The organism is Alistipes sp. An54, assembly GCF_002159375.1.
GTDB lineage: Bacteria > Bacteroidota > Bacteroidia > Bacteroidales > Rikenellaceae > Alistipes > Alistipes megaguti.
Genome location: NZ_NFIA01000013.1, coordinates 41,096 through 58,758 on the forward strand (window position 1 = coordinate 41,096; position 17,663 = coordinate 58,758).

The window sequence follows — 17,663 nt, forward strand, 5'->3', positions numbered from 1 at the left end:
GCGCAGAATCAATTGAAGGTTATCTCGCCGCCGCCGATTTCCCAGTCGTTGACGTAGAATTCGAAGTCGCCCTTGTCGGGGTTGTACGACACCTCGACCAGCACGCGGATGAAGTCGTTGCGTTGGATTTCGTGCACGTCGCTCACCACACCGCTCGCCTTGTCGATGGTCCTGAGCACGACTTGCTGCCGGCTGCCCAGTCCTTGCTGCGGTTCTACGGGATAGAGTGCAAACTGCGACCATGAGCCGTTGCCGTCCCATCCGACGACCGTAGCGGTAGAGGTGTCAGCCCGGACGTTGATGTAGGCATTGGTTCCGTAGCGGTTTCTGTAATAGTCCGAGATGAAGAGGTAATAGTTGCCGGACATGATGATGGAGTAGCTATTGTCCCGGCCTGCCTGATCGACCATCCCGAGCCGGTAACTTTCGGTTGTGCCTGATATGGTGGTGATTTTGTCGATGTAGTCGCCGGTTTGGACGTTTTTCAGGTAGTAGCCCGATCCGTTTCCACTCCATACGAGTTCCCAGACATAGTTGTAGTAGTAGTTTGCGCCGGCGCACCGATCGAGAATCTGCTGGGGAGTCCGGCTGTCGGTCGAAGCGTATACCTTGTCGTTTTCGACATAGAGGTAGTTGTCGGCGTCGCTGCGTTTGATCAGGAAGTAGGGACCCTGTGCCTGCATGTTGCCCAGCGAGGTGACGGGTTGTCCGCCGTTCTTGAGTTCGTAGCGGGTGAGGTCCTTGTTTCCGTAGTTGACCCCGATCGTGTAGGTGTAGTTGTTCACCTCGTCGCGGCTTTCGTAGATCAGTCCGTCGAAGAGCGTCGTGACTCCCATATCCTTGGTGACGACGGTATTTTCGACGAAGGGAACGAGTGCATTTGCGTCGGTTGTGATCGGAGCACCCTTGCCGCTGTTTGCGTTTACGACCGCATCGGTGTAGTTTTCGCCGTCGGCCCGCGAGAAGAGGTAGCAGGCCGACTGGGTGAAGTTGTCACTCAGCGAGAGATCCTCGACCGTCAGCGGCAGTTCGCTGTAGTTGCAGATGTCGATTCTCAGGCGGGCGCACGTGTGCTTGAGTTCGGCGCTCATGCGGTTCGTACCGGAGATCAGATTCAGCGTCTGCATGTTGCTCAGCGGAATGGAGACATTCCCGGGGCGTACGTAGGGGGCGTATTGCTGGTTGTTCTGGTCGGTTTTGACGGGGATTTGCAGCACCAGATCATAGAAGTTGCCGCACTCCTGGCGGAAGTTGCTGATACCGGTTGCCGGCGTTTTCCGGTAGCGATCGATCAGGTCGCTGATCTGCCGGGCGATTCCGGAGTTCCCGAACTGATCCGATTCCGAGTAGTTGGCCACGGCGAGCAGGAGATAGGTGCCGCGGGTCAGTTTTTCGGCCAGTCCATGTTTCGGATCGTTGTAGTTGAACGTCACGCGGACCACCTTCCCGGAGGTCAGCGCGGGATCGACCTCGCCGGTAGCCTCGTTGACAAAGCCGTTTTCGGCATCCCGATCGTCGTATGTCTGCTCGTCGGGATAGATAGTGCGGTAGGCCACGAGCCGGTTTTCGAGGTAGTTGATCAGGAAGAGCGAGACGTGGCGGATGGTGTTGTCGTCGGCGTCGTTGGTCCGGGATGCGGAGGCGATCAGGGCCGAGAAGTCCGACGTCAGGACCAGACTGGCCGGTTCGCGGGGCGAGTCGGGGGTCACGGGACTGGCCTCTTCAGCCTGCCGGCACCCGATGAGGGCCGCCAGGAGCATCGGAACGAGATAGCGTATGGAGAGTTTGCCGTACATGATGGTTGCTGAATTTGGGGCGTTGTCAGAAGACGATGCTGTGTGACGATTCGCGTTCGTTCCAGTCGGCGACCGTCAGATCGAGGATGAGGTTGGTTTCGGTGATCGAGATCGTATAGGTATACCGTTTTCCGGGGAGGTATTCCGTACTTTCGACCACGGAGCCGTCGCTGGCCTTGATGCGCTCGGTCACCTTGGGAATGGAGACACGATAGACGCCCTCTTCGCCGCTCTGGGTCGTGAAGCAGAACTGCAGGTTTCCGGACGATTGCTGGGGGAGGATCAGCACCCAGCCGTTGTTTTGAGCGAAGAGTTCACCCTCCGAGGTCCCGGTCCGGGTGTAGGCCATGGCCGGGGTTGAGGTTCCGGCCGCGGGGTCCGCCGAAAATTCGACACCCGAGTTTTTCCAGTAATAGATCCGTTCGGTGACGGGCGGATTGTAGCCGTTGATCCAGGAGATGCTCTCCTCGTCGGTCTCCGATCCGTAGGCGAGGATTCCGGAGGTGGCGAAGTCGCGCGAACCGGCGTTCTGAAGCCAGCACGAAGTAAGGTAGTCGGTGTTCGAATAGGTGGCCTTGACGAGGAACCGGACGGCCGCCAGACCGTGGCTGAATCGGAGTGCGACGGGCTGATTGAGGTCGACCTGCGGATCGGTCGTGTTGACGTAGTTGTAGGCCAGCAGCAGATCCTCCTGCATGTCGTGGGTCGGGTATTCGATGACGAAGGTCGAGGCCGTGGCCGACGAGATGACGTTGTCGCCGATCTGCTCGGGGTAGTAGGCGCGGAACTTGTATTGGCCGCCCTTGAACCAGTAGAGGTCGTTTCCTTCGTAGTTCCAGTCGCTCCATGGGTTCCCGTTGGCCTTTTCGGCATAGATGAGCCGGGTGCCCGCAAAGATATTGCGGTTGGTCTTCTCGTTGCCCTGGCTGTCGGTATAGGTGTAGTCGGCCCAGATACCGATGGCCTGACCTTCGCCGCCGTTCCCGGTCGGGGCGCAGGCCTGTTCGAGGGTGATCCAGTCGCGATCGGTGTAGGGATTCCCCTCATCGTCGAATTCGGGGCCCACGAGCGAGCGGGAAGAGGGAGAGTCGACGCTTTCCACCTTCCAGCTGATGGGCACGGTTCCGGCTTCGGGCATCGAAGCTCCTCCGGTATCGGGGTTGGAGCAGCTCCACGCCGCAACCGAGAGGATCGGAATCAGGTATTTGAATGTTCGTATCATGCGTGTCGGGCGTTTTTATTCGAGTTGTGAGGGATTTTCGGGAATTACCTCGACGCCGGCCGGGCTGACGGCCAGCGTGACGACGTAGTGGCGGCCGGCTTCGAGCGTAATCTTGAGGGGCAGGTCCTTCTCCTCCTGGTTGAGACGGCCGCCGGCCGGGGTCACAAACTGATAGACGACGTTGATCGTGCCGTCGAGCTTCTGGGGGATGATGCGCCGTGCGGAGCCGACGATCTGCGGCGTATATACCGCCTCCTGATCGCCTTCGAAGAAGAGAAGACGCTCATCTGCCGGATCCTCGAGCGTCCACTTCGGCTCTGGCAGCGACTGGAAGCGGCCCTTCAGCGCGATTCCGGCGAGCGTAATGCTGCGGACATAGACGCGTGTGGATTCGTACCCCGAGACGCTGCGCACCCGGAAGTCGACTTTGCAGAGTGCGGGGATCATCGGCAGAGGGATGATCCCGCCGTTGTGGCTTTTGGCCAGATCGGTCTGGGGCTCGGTGTAGTGGAGGTCGCCGGGGTCCGACGAGGTGTCCACTTCGTCGAAGACGACGCCTTCCGACGGAGTGCAGGCCGTGGCGGCCTCGAACGGTGCAAACCCGATGCAGGAGAGCGTGTACTGATCCGACGGCCAGTCCAGTTCCGGGTCGGGATACCAGAGGTTTCCGTTCCGGACGAGACGTTCCATGGCCAGATAGCTGTCGGCGCTTTTGGCTTCGGCTTTCCAGGAGGACTCTTTGTCGAGCGACCAGCCGCTGACCCCGAAATGGTCATCGATGGAGTAGGCTGCGGCGTCGTCCTCCGGGGCGGCGTCCGAGCGTACCTGTGCCTGCATGACGGGTTCGAACGCGAGCCTTACGACGGGATCGTGATGGTCGCGGTCTTCATTCACGCAGCCGGCGCCGATCAGCGAGGCGGCTGCCGAAGCGAGAAGGATCCGAAAGAGTGGGTTTTTCATGCTTGTCAGGTCTTTAGGGCCTGCGGCGGGTATCACCCCGTCCGCAGGCAAATTGCGGAACAAGTGTTCGCTTCCGCGGGCGGATTACAGTTCGATGTCGGGCTCGACGGTCACATCCTCCCAGTTCTCGACAATGGGAGCGAAGGTGATCTTGTCCAGACCGAAGATAATGCGGTAGGTGTAGCGCTTGTTGGGCTCCCAGGCCTTGGCATTCGTCGTGCTGTTCAGATTGAAGGTCTCCGTAGCCTCGATCGCACCCGAAGCGTCCGTTCCATAGGTGTAAACAATCTCGACAACGGCAGCGGTGTTGCTTTCGAACGACTGCGGAAGCAGGATCAGATCGGCAGCGCCCGTGGGCTCCGTGTAGGTCTTATCCTCGGGTACGGCGAAGTCACCCGTGAATGCGACATACTGGGCATCTGCATTGCCGGTTGCCGTCCAGGCGGGAGTGCGGGTCGTCGAACCGCTTCCGTCGGTCAGCGTCTCGTTGAAGTTACCGGCATTGTAGACATTCTTGATCGTGATGCTCTTGATCTTGAAGTCGATGTCGGCTCCCGTCGAGTAATTCTCCTTGGTGCCGACCTTGAAGACGATCGACGACAAGGCGTGGTGGAAGACGATGTCGACCCCGTCATAGGTATTCGTAGCACTTCCCGAATAGTTGTTGTCCGAGCTGGTACGGTTGTAGGCACGGTCGCTGTACATCAGGTCGTACTGATCGCCGATTGCGGGAACCGTAAATCCGGCGATCTGCAGACCATTGGCCGTGTGGGTGTAGGTACCTGCGGCATCGGCAGGCGAGTAGGCGGCAAAGGTCAGCTTACCGGTTTTGGGCCAGAAATAGTCCGTCTCCGGAGCCCAGGTGTTGCCCTCTTTGGCTACCGTGATGGGTTTGCCGTCCTTCTGGGTCATGTAGTTGGTCCACGCGTTGCCCGAGTCACCGAAGGTGGTGTAGTCACCTTGGTGATACCAACCCCAGACGTTGAACGACTCTTTCTCGGGATAGGCTGCCGAGTTGTCGATCTCGCCCGGGATGGCACGGGTCGTGGCGCCTACGGCCGGGGCTTCGAACGTGATCTTCGAGTCCGACGCACCGAACGTGTCGGCCGGTTCGTTCTTCACGCAGCCGGAGAGCACGATGCCCGCCGCAGCTGCCAAAAGCAAAACTTTTTTCATAAAATAGGGTGTTAAATAAATGAATAGAGAGAATATTATAAGATGTCAGATGATGATGTCGGTTTCGATGTCTTCCCAGTCGTCGACGCCCGGAGCGAATCCGTCTCCGCTTCCTTCGGGCTCTTCGGGTTCGGGAATGTTGAGCACCTGGTCGAGCAGGATCCACTGGTGTTCGATGGCATCGGGTTCGGAGAATTTGTCCGTAATGTCGATCGTGGTGGTCAGGGCGCGGCCGTCGGTGGTGCGGACGTCAAACGTAATGGAGAGTTCGTTGTTCACGTCGGGCAGCTTGCCGAAGGTGTGGAATGTCGTGTAGATGAACGGTTCGTTGGTATCGAGGCCTCCGCGGTGCATTTCGAAGTAGACCGTAACGGGATCCTCCTCGCGGGCCTGCCCGTCGTTGAGCGTGGCCGAACCGGCCATGCCGGTAATGAGGCCGGCGGCCGAAGAGATCCATTGGGCCCCCTTGACGCGGACCTGCAGGTAGTATGAAAGGACGATGCTCTGGGCCGTAAAATGGTCTCCTGCGGCGTTGTAGAGTGTGTCGACATCCTCCCTCGGGGCGATCGACACTCCGGAGTTCCGGTCCATGAAGAGGTGGTCGGGGCCGTAGACGATCCGCTCCTCGTCGCCTCCGGCGCGCACGGAGAGCGAGTGCCGCAGCACGGTGGAGATTTCGTTCGTTCGGGCCACGGCTTCGTGGTAGAGGTGGCTCTGATCGATGATCGTTGTCTCGGTTCCGAAGTTGTAGGTCAGCAGCCGGTAGTCGCCGGGTTCGGCTACGATGTAGCCGTCGTAGTAGACGCCGCGGGCATCGGTATGTCGGTTGCGCAGGTAGCGTTCGGCGGCGATTTGACCGGTTGTCAGATCGTAGAGGGCGACACGGAACATTTCGGGTGTCGCGTAGTCGGGTTTGACGAGCGAGGGGTTGTAGAATCCCGTCGTGACGTTCTTGATCTCCTCGTCGATGTAGACCCGGACGTAGTGCGTATTGCCGGCGTCCACGAGCGGACGGCGTTCGCAACGGGTCGTGAGCAGGGTCGTCGCAAACAGAGCGGCGGTCGTGAGCAGTAAAGTGATCGAGCGTTTCATCGGTTACCTCCTTTCACCTTGGTTTTGACGAGCAGGGGCACGCTGAGCGCCACTTCGATCTTCGTGGGACCGAAATAGTGCCAGACACCCGATTTGTTGCGGTCGCGGATCAGCAGTTCCCAATCATCGGTGGGGTTGTAGTGGCGGTAGGGGATACGCGCATAGCCGGCCGAGATGGAGAATTCGAGATTGACGCGTTTGGCAATGGGCATGGAGTATCCGTAGGTGAGACCCGCGCTGAAGAATTCGCCCTGATAGCAGAAGGTCTTGTTGGCCTGCAGGTCGAACTTTCCGCCCATGCCGTAGAGTCCGAGGAAATGACCGACCAGGGCATCTCGCTGGACTCTGCGCGGGGTTTCGGGTTGGGTTTTGGGCTTGAACCACCAGCGGAATTCGCCGCCGAAGGAGAGCAGCTGCAGACAGTAGCGGTTGCTGCCGGTGAGCCACCAGGGGCAGTGGTGTTCGTAGAGGATCGAGAATTTTTCGTTGAAGGGAACCTCGATTGCGAAGTTGAGCGCCGTTGCTGCATCATACAGCATATTGGTCTTCAGCGCCACGACGGTTCGTTTCTTCCAGGCGGCCGTATCCTGCTGCCCGATGCCGGCAAGGGGCAGCAGCGGACTCCTGGCGGGCTCTTCCACGGCGAACTCCACCGGTTTGCCTACGGGATTCTGCTGCGGCTTCTGCCAGATGCAGATCCAGGTGGCCAGACGCAACCGGGGCATGTGGTTGCGGATAATATATTTATAGGTGTAACCGTTGTCGAGTTGCTGAAGCCTCCATTTTTTGGTATCGTTCCGCACGGGAGCTTCGAGGATGGCGAGGACCTTGTCGCGGTCGTTGCGATGGTAGTTGGCCTCGAGTTCCCGGGTCAGCCCCTCCCAGTTTTCGTTCATCGGGCAGAGCCGGATGCGGTCCGCGTTGAAATTCCGCTCTTCCGGGATGTGCGCAAGGACGAAGCGTCGGGCGGCTTCGGCGCGTTTGCGTGCCAGCCAGACGTTGTGCTCGTAGACGCCTTCGGGAGAGGCGTAGGCATAGATGGTGATGCTGTCGATGTGCGGTGAATTGGCCAGATAGTGCCGGATTCGGTCCATCTGCCACCGGTTGTCGAGATATTCGTCATCAAGATCGATCCGGTCTCTCCAGTAGTAGAGAGCGAATCGGTCGACGATACACGATGAGTCAGCCTTTATCGGGTCGGAAAAATTCCCCCCCCCTCCACGGGATGGAGCCGGTATTTCCCGACTCATGGCCGGAAGAGCAAGACCCACCAGACAAATGAGTGCAAGTGTCGTATTGATCCGCATAAGAAAGTAACTTCTTCTCCGGAAATACTGAGCCACTGTCATTCATCACGCATCCCGGAGGAAATTACCTTTTCTCTCGGGCTGAGTATAGGTCTCGGAGGTTTAGGACTGCAAAGATACTAAATATTCCTGTAATGATCAATTTTTTCTTCTCCTAAATGGTTCTTTTTTATATTAATGCGAAAAACAGGCCATAAAATGAAAGAAAAAGTTGCGAAAAGTTTCGAAAGAAACCGTTTGAAGGATTTGAACGGCTCTGATTTGGGCGCCGGTCTGTCCCGCGGTACCGCTGTCGGGCCCCGCTGCGGGATATTCATCCGGTTCCCGTGCACCTAAAAGGCGGGCGCTCACCGAAGGCCCGGATCTCGGACTCTTCGCATGAGCGCCCGTCAGGACATCACCGGGTCGGTTCGTCACTCAGAACTTTCCGGCCAGTTCGGCGGCCTGTCGGCAGCCGTTGGTTCGGTCGATGTCGCCTTCGTTCAGCACGCCCGGGATGAGCACTTCGCCGACCATCTCCCATTGGAGCAGTGCTGCGGTGCGTTCCATCGGGATCCGCACGCCGTCCAGCACCGTCATCTCCTCCTCCTCGCAGCAGGCGATCAGGGCGCATTTTTTGCCGGCGACGGACTTCCCGCCCACGACGAGCGAGAAGAGACAGTCGATCACCGCCTTGATCTGTGCCGGAATGGAGTACCAGTAAACGGGCATGGTGAAGACGACGGCATCGGACGTGAGGATCGACGAGGCGATGGCATCAAACTCTCCGTTGAACGAGCAGGCCTTGCCCGTCTTGTAGCAGGTCATGCAGGCGTGGCAGCCGCCGATCTTGAGGAAGGCGGCGTCGAAACGTTCGACCGAGTGCCCGAGTTCGCGGGCTGCGCGGATGAAGGCATCGGTCATGGCAAAACTGTTGCCGTTTTTGCGGGGACTTCCCGTGATTACCGTCATTTTCATGGGGCTCTTATTTTTGAATGGTATCCGAATTCTGGTTGTAGGCCTTGGCCACGCAGCGCCATTCACCGTCGATCTTCATCAACAGCAGGTAGTCCGTGAAGTCGATGCGTCCGCCCCATTTCTCCTCCAGCACGCGCACGACGGCCAGTGTCTCCTCGACGTCGAGGACGTCGATGCGCGCCTTGAACGACTCTCCGGCCGGTACGGTGTCAACGTTGTGGTAGAATTGCTCGATGGAGCCGTGTTCGAGCCGGCCGTCCAGATAGCCGAACAGCACGGCCTCGTCGATAAACAGTTCGCGGGCCGGGCGGCTGTTGCCTTCGGCGACGCTCTGCACGAATTTTCGGGCGGCCGCTTCGACGGCCCGATACGTTTCGATGCTTGCTCTCATGGGAAACAGGTATTGGTTTTACACGGACAAAATTACGCAGAACCGGCCGGCGAATCAAGTACCGAAAAATGTTTCGGCTACTGAAAAATTATTCGGTATATCCCTGATATCGGGGGATATTCCTATCTTTGCGTTGAGAAAAGAAGGAGTGCCATGTACGAACGCAAGATACCCGTAGATCTGGATTGCCCGCTGCGGCTGACGATGAGCCTGATGGACTCGAAATGGAAGTCGTGTATTCTGGACGAACTGCGCCACGGGGCGCTTCGCCCGAGCGAGCTGCACCGGAATCTTCCCGAGGCGACCCCGCGGGTTCTGGACCTGCAGCTCAAGGAGCTGGTCGAGGACGGTCTGGTGACCAAGACCATCTATGCCGAATTGCCGCCGCGTTCAGAGTATGCGCTTTCGGAGCTGGGCGCAACGCTGCTGCCGATCATCGACTCGATGATCGAGTGGGGGCAGCGCAATGCCGCGCTCTTTGAGCGTAAATACGGCCGACAGCGGCTGTAAGTTGTTGCGGTTCGGGGGGGGGACTGAAGACCGTCAGGACGGAAAATGGTATTTTCCGCCTTTTTTTTGCACCATGTGACGCTTGATTGTGTATTTTTGTGCGAATCCATATTACCACAGTATGTTTAAAACCATAGTTCGCTTTGCGGTTACGAAAAAGCTCTTCATCGGGTTGACGATGCTTTTCCTGCTTGCGGGAGGCATCTATGCGATGTTGACGTTGCCGGTTGATGCCGTGCCGGACATCACCAACAACCAGGTGCAGATCGTGACGGTTTCACCGACGCTGGCTCCCCAGGAGGTTGAGCAGCTGATCACCTTCCCGATCGAAGTGGCGATGAGCAACATCATGCATGTCGAGGAGATCCGTTCCGTGTCGCGTTTCGGGTTGTCCGTCGTGACGGTTGTCTTCAAGGAGAGCGTTCCGATCCTCGATGCGCGCCAGTTGATCAACGAACAGATCCAGACCGTGGCCGGCGAGATCCCGCCCGAACTCGGCACGCCGGAGATGATGCCCATCACCACGGGTCTGGGCGAAATCTACCAGTATACGCTCGATGTGGCTCCGGGCTACGAAGACCGTTACGACGCCATGGAGCTGCGTACGATCCAGGACTGGATTGTCAAGCGACAGTTGTCGGGCATTCCGGGCATTGTCGAGATCAACAGTTTCGGCGGTTACCTCAAACAGTACGAGGTGGCCGTGGATCCCGATGCGCTCTATTCGCTCAACATCACCATCGGGGATGTTTTCGAGGCGCTGAGCCGCAACAACCAGAATACGGGCGGCAGCTACATCGAAAAGGTCAACCGGGCCTACTACATCCGTTCGGAGGGAATGATCTCGTCGCTGGACGACGTGCGACAGATCGTCGTGGCCAACCGCGGCGGCATCCCGATCCATGTGAGTGATGTGGCGACGGTGAAGTTCGGTTCGGCCAAACGCTTCGGCGCCATGACGCGCGACGGCAAGGGCGAATGCGTGGGCGGCATCGCCATGATGCTCAAGGGTGCGAATGCCAACGTGGTGACCCGGGAGTTGGAGTCGCGGGTCGCGAAGATCCAGAAGATGCTGCCGGAAGGGGTCACGATCTCGCCCTATCTGAACCGTTCGGAGCTGGTCAACCGCAACATCTCGACCGTCATCCGCAACCTGATCGAGGGGGCGATCATCGTCTTCATCGTGCTGATCGTCTTCCTGGGCAACGTCCGGGCCGGACTGATCGTGGCGTCGGTGATCCCGCTGGCGATGCTCTTCGCCTTCATTCTCATGCGGCTGTTCGGGGTTTCGGCCAACCTGATGAGTCTCGGCGCCATTGACTTCGGTATCGTGGTCGACGGTTCGATCGTGATTGTCGAGGGTATTCTGGCCCACCTCTACGGCCGTCAGAACCTCGGCCGGACGCTCTCGCGTCATGAGATGGACGAGCAGATCATCTCGGGCGCGGGCAACGTGGTGCGCTCGGCGACCTTCGCCGTGATCATCATCCTGATCGTCTTCTTCCCGATCCTGACGCTGACGGGCATCGAGGGCAAGTACTTCACGCCGATGGCCAAGACGCTGGTATTCTGTATTATCGGAGCGCTGTTCCTCTCGCTGACCTACGTGCCGATGATGTCGTCGCTCTTCCTCAAGCGGCGCATCCAGGCCAAGCCGACGCTTGCCGACCGCTTCTTCGTATGGCTGAACCGCATCTACCAGCGGTGTCTGAGTGTCTGCCTGCGGTTCCGCTGGACGACGGTCGGCGTGGCGGTGGCGGCCTTCATCGGGAGCCTGCTGCTCTTCACGCGTCTGGGCGCCGAGTTCATCCCGACGCTCGACGAGGGGGACTTCGCCATGCAGATGACCCTTCCGGCCGGAAGCTCGCTCACGCGGAGCATCGCCGTCTCGGAGCACGCCGAGCAGATCCTGATGGACAACTTCCCGGAGATCAGGCATGTGGTGGCGAAGATCGGTACGGCGGAGGTCCCGACCGACCCGATGGCCGTGGAGGATGCCGACGTGATGATCGTCATGAAGCCCTTCGAGGAGTGGACCAGCGCCACGTCGCGGGCCGAACTGGTCGAGAAGATGAAGGCGGCGCTCGATACGATTCCCGACGTGGAGTTCAACTTCAGCCAGCCGATCCAGCTTCGCTTCAACGAGCTGATGACCGGTGCCAAGGCCGATATCGCCATCAAGCTCTACGGCGAGGATATGGCCGAACTTTACGCCAAGGCCAAGGAGGCGGCGCGGTATGTCGGGCAGGTTCCCGGCGCTTCGGACGTGCTGGTCGAGCAGGCCATGGGTCTTCCGCAGCTGGTGGTCGACTACGACCGTGCGAAGATCGCCCGCTACGGCATCAATATCGAGGAGCTGAACAGCATCATCCGCTCGGCCTATGCGGGCGAGACGGCCGGGACGGTCTTCGAGAACGAGCGGCGCTTCGATCTGGTCGTACGGCTTGACCAGCGCAAGGTGGCCGACCTGAACCTCGATCGGCTCTTCATCCGCACGTCGGACGGCATCCAGCTTCCGGTGAGCGAGGTGGCGACGATCGATCTGGTGAACGGTCCGCTGCAGATCAACCGCGACGCCACGAAACGGCGCGTGGTGATCGGGGTGAACGTGCGTGATGCCGACATCCAGCAGGTGGTGGCCTCCATCCGGGAGAGCCTCGAGCGGAACGTCTCGCTCAAACCGGGCTACTACTTCGAATACGGCGGACAGTTCGAGAATCTGCAGAATGCCATCCGCACGCTGCTGGTGGTGATTCCCGTGGCGCTGCTGCTGATCCTGCTGCTGCTCTTCTTCGCCTTCAAGAGCGTGACCTACACGCTGGTGGTCTTCTCGACGGTGCCGCTGTCGATCATCGGCGGCATTCTGGCCCTGTGGCTGCGCGGACTTCCGTTCAGCATCTCGGCCGGAGTGGGCTTCATCGCCCTGTTCGGCGTGGCCGTGCTCAACGGCATCCTGATGATCAACCATTTCAATGCCTTGCGTGACATGACACCCTATCCACTTTCGACGCGCCGCGTCATTGCACGCGGTACGCAGCATCTGCTTCGTCCGGTCTTCCTGACGGGTCTGGTTGCCTCGCTGGGCTTCGTGCCGATGGCCGTGGCCACGACGGCCGGAGCCGAGGTGCAGCGCCCGCTGGCCACGGTGGTGATCGGCGGACTCTTCGTCTCGACGCTTCTGACGCTCTTCGTCGTTCCGGTCTTCTACCGGCTGGTCGGTGAGGCGCCGCTGCTTCGTCGCCGCACGTTCCTGCGCCGCTTCTTCCCGATGCTGTTGCTGCCGATGCTGCTTGTGCTGCCGACCGAGGGGCACAGCCAGCAGCGGGTGACCCTCGATGAAGCGGTCGCCATGGCCGTGGAGAACCATCCCCGCCTGCAGTCGGCCGAGGCGTCGATCGAACGCAGCCGGGCCATGCGCGGCGAGTCGTGGGAGCTGGCTCCGACGACGGTCGACTACTCCTTCGGCCAGCTCAACGGAACGGAGCGTAACGACCGGGAGATCAGCATCACCCAGTCGGTGGGCTCGCTGCTGACCCCCTTCTACAAGAATGCGCTGGTCCGCCGGCAGATCGAAACCGGTGGTCATTACAAGGAGCTGGTTCGCCGCGAGGTCGTGGCCGAGGTCAAGCGGGCGTGGTCCTACTACCTCTATACGCAGGAGCTGTGCCGGCTCTATGCCGACCAGAATACGCTGGCCACGGAGCTTTCGCGCACGAGCCGGCTGCGCTACGAACAGGGCGACATCACGCGCCTGGAGTTGAGCATGACGGCGACGATGGCCGCCGAGATGCGCAACAGGCTCTTCCAGGCCGAGGAGGAGCACAAGGTGGCGGCCGCGCGTCTGCAGTGGGCCTGCTACTCGGATCAGCCGCTTGCGCCGGCCGATACGACCCTTCGTCAGTTCACCCCGACGCCCGAGGTTTCGGCCGATCTTCAGCGCAGCTACTACGACTCGCAGGTGAGCGAAGCGGAGGCCCGGGTCAAGGTGGAGAAGAGCCGCTTCTTCCCGGAGTTCTCGCTGGGTTACCAGCGGCAGAACATCCTTCCGGACAAGGGGCTGAACGCCTATGTGGTGGGCGCATCGTTCCCGATCTTCTTCAATTCGCAGCGCAGCCGGATCCGCCAGGCGAAGGCCGATGCCCGTATCGCCCGCAACGAGGCGGAGATGAACCTGCGCACGGTGACCAATCGGGTGACCGAGCTCGAAGCCTCGCTGCGGCGTTACGGCGAGAGCCTGCGCTACTACACGGAGTCGGCGCTTCCGGAGGCCGAGACGCTCATCCGCGCCGCCAAGCTCCAGTTGGCCAACAGCGAGACGAGCATTGCCGAATATATCCTGAGCCTCAATACGGCGCTTGAGATCCGCCGGGGCTACGTCGAAACGCTCAACCAGTACAATATTGCCGCACTCGAATACGAATTATACCGCTAAAAACAAGCCTTATGAAAAAGATATTTCTTCCCTTGACCCTGCTGCTCGGGGCCTGCTCGAATTCGGGGACCTCGTCGACGGCCGCCGATCCGGTCTCCGCGGCCGTTCAGACGGCCGATACGGTCGAACTTGCGGCCTCTGAGCCGGCCGACGACGCGGTGGATGCGGCGTCGGGAGCCACGTCGGTTCCGAATGAAACGCTCTTCAATGGAACGCTGGCCATTCCGCCGCAGCACCGTGCCACGGTGACTCTGACCATGGGTGGATCGGTCCGGAGCACCACGCTGCTTCCCGGCGCCTATGTCAAGCAGGGCGACGTGTTGGCGACGCTCGAAAATCCGGAGTTCATCACCCTGCAGCAGACCTACCTGGACAGCCACGCGCAGTACGAATACCTGCGTACGGAGTATCTGCGTCAGCAGACGCTTTCGCGCGAGGAGGCCTCTTCGCAGAAACGCTACCAGCAGAGCCGTGCCGAGTATCTCTCGATGCGCAGCCGCATGGAGGCTGCCGCCGCTCAGCTGGCCTTGCTGGGTATGGATACGACCCGTCTGCTGAGTCGGGGGATTGCGCCGCTGCTGGAGGTCAAGGCGCCGATCAGCGGCTATGTGGCCGACGTGAAGATGAATATCGGCCGCCATTTCGACGTGGGCGAGCCGCTGTGCGAGATTGTCGACAAGCGCGAAATGATGCTCCGTCTGACGGCCTATGAGAAGGATCTGCCGCATCTGATGATCGGTGATCAGGTCGAGTTCCGTGTCAACGGCATGGACCTTCAGACGTTCCATGGTACGGTTGCGATGATCGGTCAGCAGGTCAACAGCGAAAACCGCTCGATCGACGTCTACGTGCGCATTGCGGAGCAGAATCCGCAGTTCCGCCCGGGCATGTACGCCACGGCCCGCATCCGGCGCCGCTGATGCGGATCGGCTCCTCCATCGGTGCCGTCCCGGATCTTTGCCGACGCTTCGGACGAAGACACTCAGGCAGCCGCATATCGCAATTAAAAACCCGCTGGGTTCAGAATATTATAGCCTAATTCACTAATTTGCAGGGGCTTGATGTGCGATTTTCTTATCCGGTCACAAATCAGTCACAAATCACTGTCGTTATTTGACAGGGGTTTGTCTGCATTAGACTCGATGTAAAATTATATTATTTTTCTTAAATGTACAATTTAATTTGTGACTTACGAATATGTTTATTCCAGCGTGATTTTCCCAAATCTTAATTCTGCTTTCAGAATTTCATATACATAGGCCGAACTCACTATGTAAAGTCCCGTATTCGGATCGGAGAGTTTGGCAAAAGTCTCCGAATTGTGAAATACGGAAATCGCATCGGTCATTTTTATTCCCTTGTCTTCCATCAAATAGGCGGTGATGTCTTTGCTGATTCCTTCGATCAGATATTTGATTCTTTTATCATTCATAAGGCTTGAGGTATTTAATGGCTCTATCCGTATGAAAGAAATATTACATGAAAGGTCTTCCGCACGGGTGATCGCAGCTATACGATAGAGTTCCTGAGAACAATGGCTGGTTCTGCTGCTGATAATTGGCAAAACAGTTATGGATAAGGAATCGCCCTTGAGACCGATGACCCGAATCGGCCAAGATCGGTAATCAGTCCCCGATTGAAAGAGAAAAAATTCAGATCAACACGCTTAGCGTGTTGATCTGAATTTAAGGATTAGTATATGTATAACTGAAAGATCTGAGGGACCCTTCCCGGACACACTTTTTGAGATACTGCCAGGTTTGCGAATATCAGTGTGTGCGTGTGTAGCTTTTTCTGTCAGGGCCGACACCTTTTACGGTCACTCGTTTCCAGTGTTTCGGCAGAGCTGAAGGATTTTGTGTGATTCCCTTATCCGAGATATCCAGGCCGCAAAATCCATTGATTACAGCCTGAAGCATTCCTCCAGCCCCTGTTGCAAAGTAACAGTTGGTAGAGCCTGCATATTCTGCCGTAATACCGAATGGAGGAACGCGGTTCGGTTGATAGCATTTAATGAACAGTTCATATGCTTTCTCTCCATCACCCAGACGAGCATGTTGTAGTGCGAGTATGGAGTATGACATGGCTGGTCCGGCATCAATTCGTGGCTCGTAATATTCCAGATCGCGGCGAATATCTTCCTTGTTTGTGACGATCCCGAGCGGGTATGCCAACAGATTTGCATCAGCTTGTTTGATCAATCTGCCGTCGTACCCTTCGTATTCGCGGGTCGTTCCGTCCTCAAAATGGGGAATACGGATCTTTTCAGCTATTTCCGTCCATATTCCGGGGGCTTTTTCCCCACATAGGCGGGCTGCTTTTACAGCTGCCTGCAATGCTTTCATTACGGCGCCATTGGTGAAAGCATTGTCATCTACTCCTTCCGCGTATTCATCAGCACAGACGACATTGCGAATCGAATATGTATTGTCTTTATTTCGTTCGACTCGGCTTGTCCAAAAATCTGCGACTTCACGTAGAAGCGACCATCCTTCCTTGCGTAGCCAGTTGAGATCGCGTGTCATGCAGTAGTAGTTCCATGCTGCGATTCCGATGTCAGCAGTGATGTGGTGTTCAAAAGGTCCGGTCAAAGCCCAAGTAGGACAAGCTTCCTCTCCGGCATCATCGCTTTCCCAGGGGAACATGACTCCCCTGTATCCGTAGGCAAGAGCCTTGTGTCTTGCACCAGGCAGACGGTCAATGCGGTAGTTAATCATCGATTCGGCAATACCCTGGTTAAGGAAGAGCATCGGGGGATACATCCATAGTTCGGTATCCCAAAAGATGTGTCCACTGTATCCTTGAGATGAGAGTCCGTAAGGAGGAATACTTAGTCTGCTGTCCGCCCGTGCGAACGAATAGAGATGATAGAGGGCCAGCCGGACAGCCTGTTGTGCCTCATCGTCTCCTTCGATCTCAATATCGCCTTGCCATAGTTCCTCCCATAAAGCATTGTGTCGCGATATTAACCTGTCCATACCCTCTTTGACCGCATAGATTACTTCGCGGTCGGATTCATTCCATGGATCAATGAAGTCTCGGTCGGAGCAAATGGCTGCAATCAGATCGAAGGTAAAATGTTCCCCTTTTTTTAATGATATGCTAATTCGATTTCGTTCATCCGAGCAGTTCTGGTCGACCATTTGCTCCGGATCGAAGAGCAGCACAGCGGAAGCGGATACGTTGGCCCCTCGGTGTCGGGCGGTGGCCCAAGATCGCCGATACCGAATTTGGGTGTCATTGACTGTCAGTTCCAAAGCAGAGGATTTTGCCGGTTCGTATTCGTTTGGTGTGACGGTCGTGTTGTCGACAGAAAGAAATAGGTCATCTATCGCTTCAATGTTGACGTGAATTACTCCGGCGTATGGCATATTGCGTAAAGCTCTGATGTCGTATGAGATACGCGCTTTGCTGTCGGCTACGAATGTGGTGCGTAGAAGAGCATGACGCATGTCAAGCTCCTGAATCCATTCGGATAGAGGCGTGTCGGAGACATTGCGCCCGTCCAGGGATACGTTGAGTACAAAGGGATTCAGTCCCGGCAATACGCGGCTGATACCGTGTTCGGCATGAGCGTCAAATACATGGTTCAGCATCACGTGGCGTATGGAAAACGGTTCTCGCCAAGGCAAAATCCCGATGCCGCCATTGGCTAATGTCACGCCGTGGTACGGGTCTGCATAGGATTGTGTTGAAATTTGCCAGTCTGTGTGTGTCGCTTGTGCCATACTTGCCGTAGCCGTCAGAACCTGACACAGTAGGACGAATAGATATCGGGTCATCGGTTTAGTTGTTTGTTGTGTGAAAGAGATCGATTTCA

13 protein-coding genes are annotated in these 17,663 nt (G+C 57.7%); 3 read left to right on the forward strand and 10 right to left on the reverse strand.

Annotated features, from left to right (window positions below; genetic code table 11):
- Positions 1 to 8: 8 nt before the first annotated feature.
- The 8 genes from B5G09_RS11370 to B5G09_RS11405 form a co-directional block, all read right to left on the reverse strand.
- The gene (locus B5G09_RS11370; RefSeq protein ID WP_087405244.1) at positions 9 to 1,796 is read right to left on the reverse strand and encodes a hypothetical protein; all 1,788 of its coding nucleotides are present in this window, start codon (positions 1,794 to 1,796) and stop codon (positions 9 to 11) included.
- Positions 1,797 to 1,821: 25 nt separating this feature from the next.
- Complete coding sequence (locus B5G09_RS11375; RefSeq protein WP_087405245.1) at positions 1,822 to 3,018, reverse strand: fimbrillin family protein; 1,197 nt, start codon at positions 3,016 to 3,018, stop codon at positions 1,822 to 1,824.
- A 15-nt stretch (positions 3,019 to 3,033) separates the two neighbouring features.
- Positions 3,034 to 3,978 carry a fimbrillin family protein gene (locus tag B5G09_RS11380; protein ID WP_087405246.1) on the reverse strand — a complete coding sequence of 315 codons (945 nt, stop codon included), beginning with the start codon at positions 3,976 to 3,978 and terminating at the stop codon, positions 3,034 to 3,036.
- 84 nt (positions 3,979 to 4,062) lie between these two features.
- Positions 4,063 to 5,154, reverse strand: coding sequence for a fimbrillin family protein (locus tag B5G09_RS11385; protein ID WP_087405247.1), 1,092 nt, complete (start codon positions 5,152 to 5,154; stop codon positions 4,063 to 4,065).
- 45 nt (positions 5,155 to 5,199) lie between these two features.
- The gene (locus tag B5G09_RS11390) at positions 5,200 to 6,246 is read right to left on the reverse strand and encodes a DUF5119 domain-containing protein (protein ID WP_087405248.1); all 1,047 of its coding nucleotides are present in this window, start codon (positions 6,244 to 6,246) and stop codon (positions 5,200 to 5,202) included.
- Positions 6,243 to 7,340 carry a DUF3575 domain-containing protein gene (locus tag B5G09_RS11395; RefSeq protein ID WP_162608268.1) on the reverse strand — a complete coding sequence of 366 codons (1,098 nt, stop codon included), beginning with the start codon at positions 7,338 to 7,340 and terminating at the stop codon, positions 6,243 to 6,245. The genes B5G09_RS11390 and B5G09_RS11395 overlap by 4 nt, the downstream gene beginning before the upstream one ends.
- Before the next feature lie 630 nt (positions 7,341 to 7,970).
- Entirely contained in the window at positions 7,971 to 8,510 is a 540-nt protein-coding gene (locus tag B5G09_RS11400) for a flavodoxin family protein (protein ID WP_087405250.1), read from the reverse strand.
- 7 nt (positions 8,511 to 8,517) lie between these two features.
- Positions 8,518 to 8,901: a nuclear transport factor 2 family protein gene (locus B5G09_RS11405; RefSeq protein ID WP_087405251.1), complete on the reverse strand. Its 384-nt coding sequence runs from the start codon at positions 8,899 to 8,901 to the stop codon at positions 8,518 to 8,520.
- A gap of 153 nt (positions 8,902 to 9,054) precedes the next feature.
- Between B5G09_RS11405 and B5G09_RS11410 the strand changes: the two genes are divergently transcribed.
- The 3 genes from B5G09_RS11410 to B5G09_RS11420 all read left to right on the forward strand — a co-directional run bounded on the left by B5G09_RS11410 (position 9,055) and on the right by B5G09_RS11420 (position 14,763).
- The gene (locus B5G09_RS11410) at positions 9,055 to 9,411 is read left to right on the forward strand and encodes a helix-turn-helix domain-containing protein (protein WP_087311055.1); all 357 of its coding nucleotides are present in this window, start codon (positions 9,055 to 9,057) and stop codon (positions 9,409 to 9,411) included.
- A 121-nt stretch (positions 9,412 to 9,532) separates the two neighbouring features.
- Positions 9,533 to 13,843, forward strand: coding sequence for a CusA/CzcA family heavy metal efflux RND transporter (locus B5G09_RS11415; protein ID WP_087405252.1), 4,311 nt, complete (start codon positions 9,533 to 9,535; stop codon positions 13,841 to 13,843).
- 11 nt (positions 13,844 to 13,854) lie between these two features.
- Positions 13,855 to 14,763 carry an efflux RND transporter periplasmic adaptor subunit gene (locus B5G09_RS11420; RefSeq protein ID WP_087405253.1) on the forward strand — a complete coding sequence of 303 codons (909 nt, stop codon included), beginning with the start codon at positions 13,855 to 13,857 and terminating at the stop codon, positions 14,761 to 14,763.
- A 281-nt stretch (positions 14,764 to 15,044) separates the two neighbouring features.
- On the opposite strand, the gene B5G09_RS11425 is transcribed toward B5G09_RS11420, so the two are convergent.
- Both B5G09_RS11425 and B5G09_RS11430 read right to left on the reverse strand, forming a co-directional pair.
- Positions 15,045 to 15,275, reverse strand: a complete 231-nt coding sequence (locus B5G09_RS11425; RefSeq protein ID WP_087405254.1) for a hypothetical protein — start codon at positions 15,273 to 15,275, stop codon at positions 15,045 to 15,047.
- Positions 15,276 to 15,612: 337 nt separating this feature from the next.
- The gene (locus B5G09_RS11430; protein ID WP_087405265.1) at positions 15,613 to 17,571 is read right to left on the reverse strand and encodes a glycoside hydrolase family 65 protein; all 1,959 of its coding nucleotides are present in this window, start codon (positions 17,569 to 17,571) and stop codon (positions 15,613 to 15,615) included.
- Between the last annotated feature and the right edge of the window lie 92 nt (positions 17,572 to 17,663).

What these genes read in the sequence shown, in the direction of transcription:
- B5G09_RS11370 (WP_087405244.1), bottom strand. Translation starts at nt 1,796, where the DNA reads ATGTACGGCAAACTCTCCATACGCTATCTCGTTCCGATGCTCCTGGCG.
- B5G09_RS11375 (WP_087405245.1), bottom strand. Translation starts at nt 3,018, where the DNA reads ATGATACGAACATTCAAATACCTGATTCCGATCCTCTCGGTTGCGGCG.
- B5G09_RS11380 (WP_087405246.1), bottom strand. Translation starts at nt 3,978, where the DNA reads ATGAAAAACCCACTCTTTCGGATCCTTCTCGCTTCGGCAGCCGCCTCG.
- B5G09_RS11385 (WP_087405247.1), bottom strand. Translation starts at nt 5,154, where the DNA reads ATGAAAAAAGTTTTGCTTTTGGCAGCTGCGGCGGGCATCGTGCTCTCC.
- B5G09_RS11390 (WP_087405248.1), bottom strand. Translation starts at nt 6,246, where the DNA reads ATGAAACGCTCGATCACTTTACTGCTCACGACCGCCGCTCTGTTTGCG.
- B5G09_RS11395 (WP_162608268.1), bottom strand. Translation starts at nt 7,340, where the DNA reads ATGGACCGAATCCGGCACTATCTGGCCAATTCACCGCACATCGACAGC.
- B5G09_RS11400 (WP_087405250.1), bottom strand. Translation starts at nt 8,510, where the DNA reads ATGAAAATGACGGTAATCACGGGAAGTCCCCGCAAAAACGGCAACAGT.
- B5G09_RS11405 (WP_087405251.1), bottom strand. Translation starts at nt 8,901, where the DNA reads ATGAGAGCAAGCATCGAAACGTATCGGGCCGTCGAAGCGGCCGCCCGA.
- B5G09_RS11410 (WP_087311055.1), top strand. Translation starts at nt 9,055, where the DNA reads ATGTACGAACGCAAGATACCCGTAGATCTGGATTGCCCGCTGCGGCTG.
- B5G09_RS11415 (WP_087405252.1), top strand. Translation starts at nt 9,533, where the DNA reads ATGTTTAAAACCATAGTTCGCTTTGCGGTTACGAAAAAGCTCTTCATC.
- B5G09_RS11420 (WP_087405253.1), top strand. Translation starts at nt 13,855, where the DNA reads ATGAAAAAGATATTTCTTCCCTTGACCCTGCTGCTCGGGGCCTGCTCG.
- B5G09_RS11425 (WP_087405254.1), bottom strand. Translation starts at nt 15,275, where the DNA reads ATGAATGATAAAAGAATCAAATATCTGATCGAAGGAATCAGCAAAGAC.
- B5G09_RS11430 (WP_087405265.1), bottom strand. Translation starts at nt 17,571, where the DNA reads ATGGCACAAGCGACACACACAGACTGGCAAATTTCAACACAATCCTAT.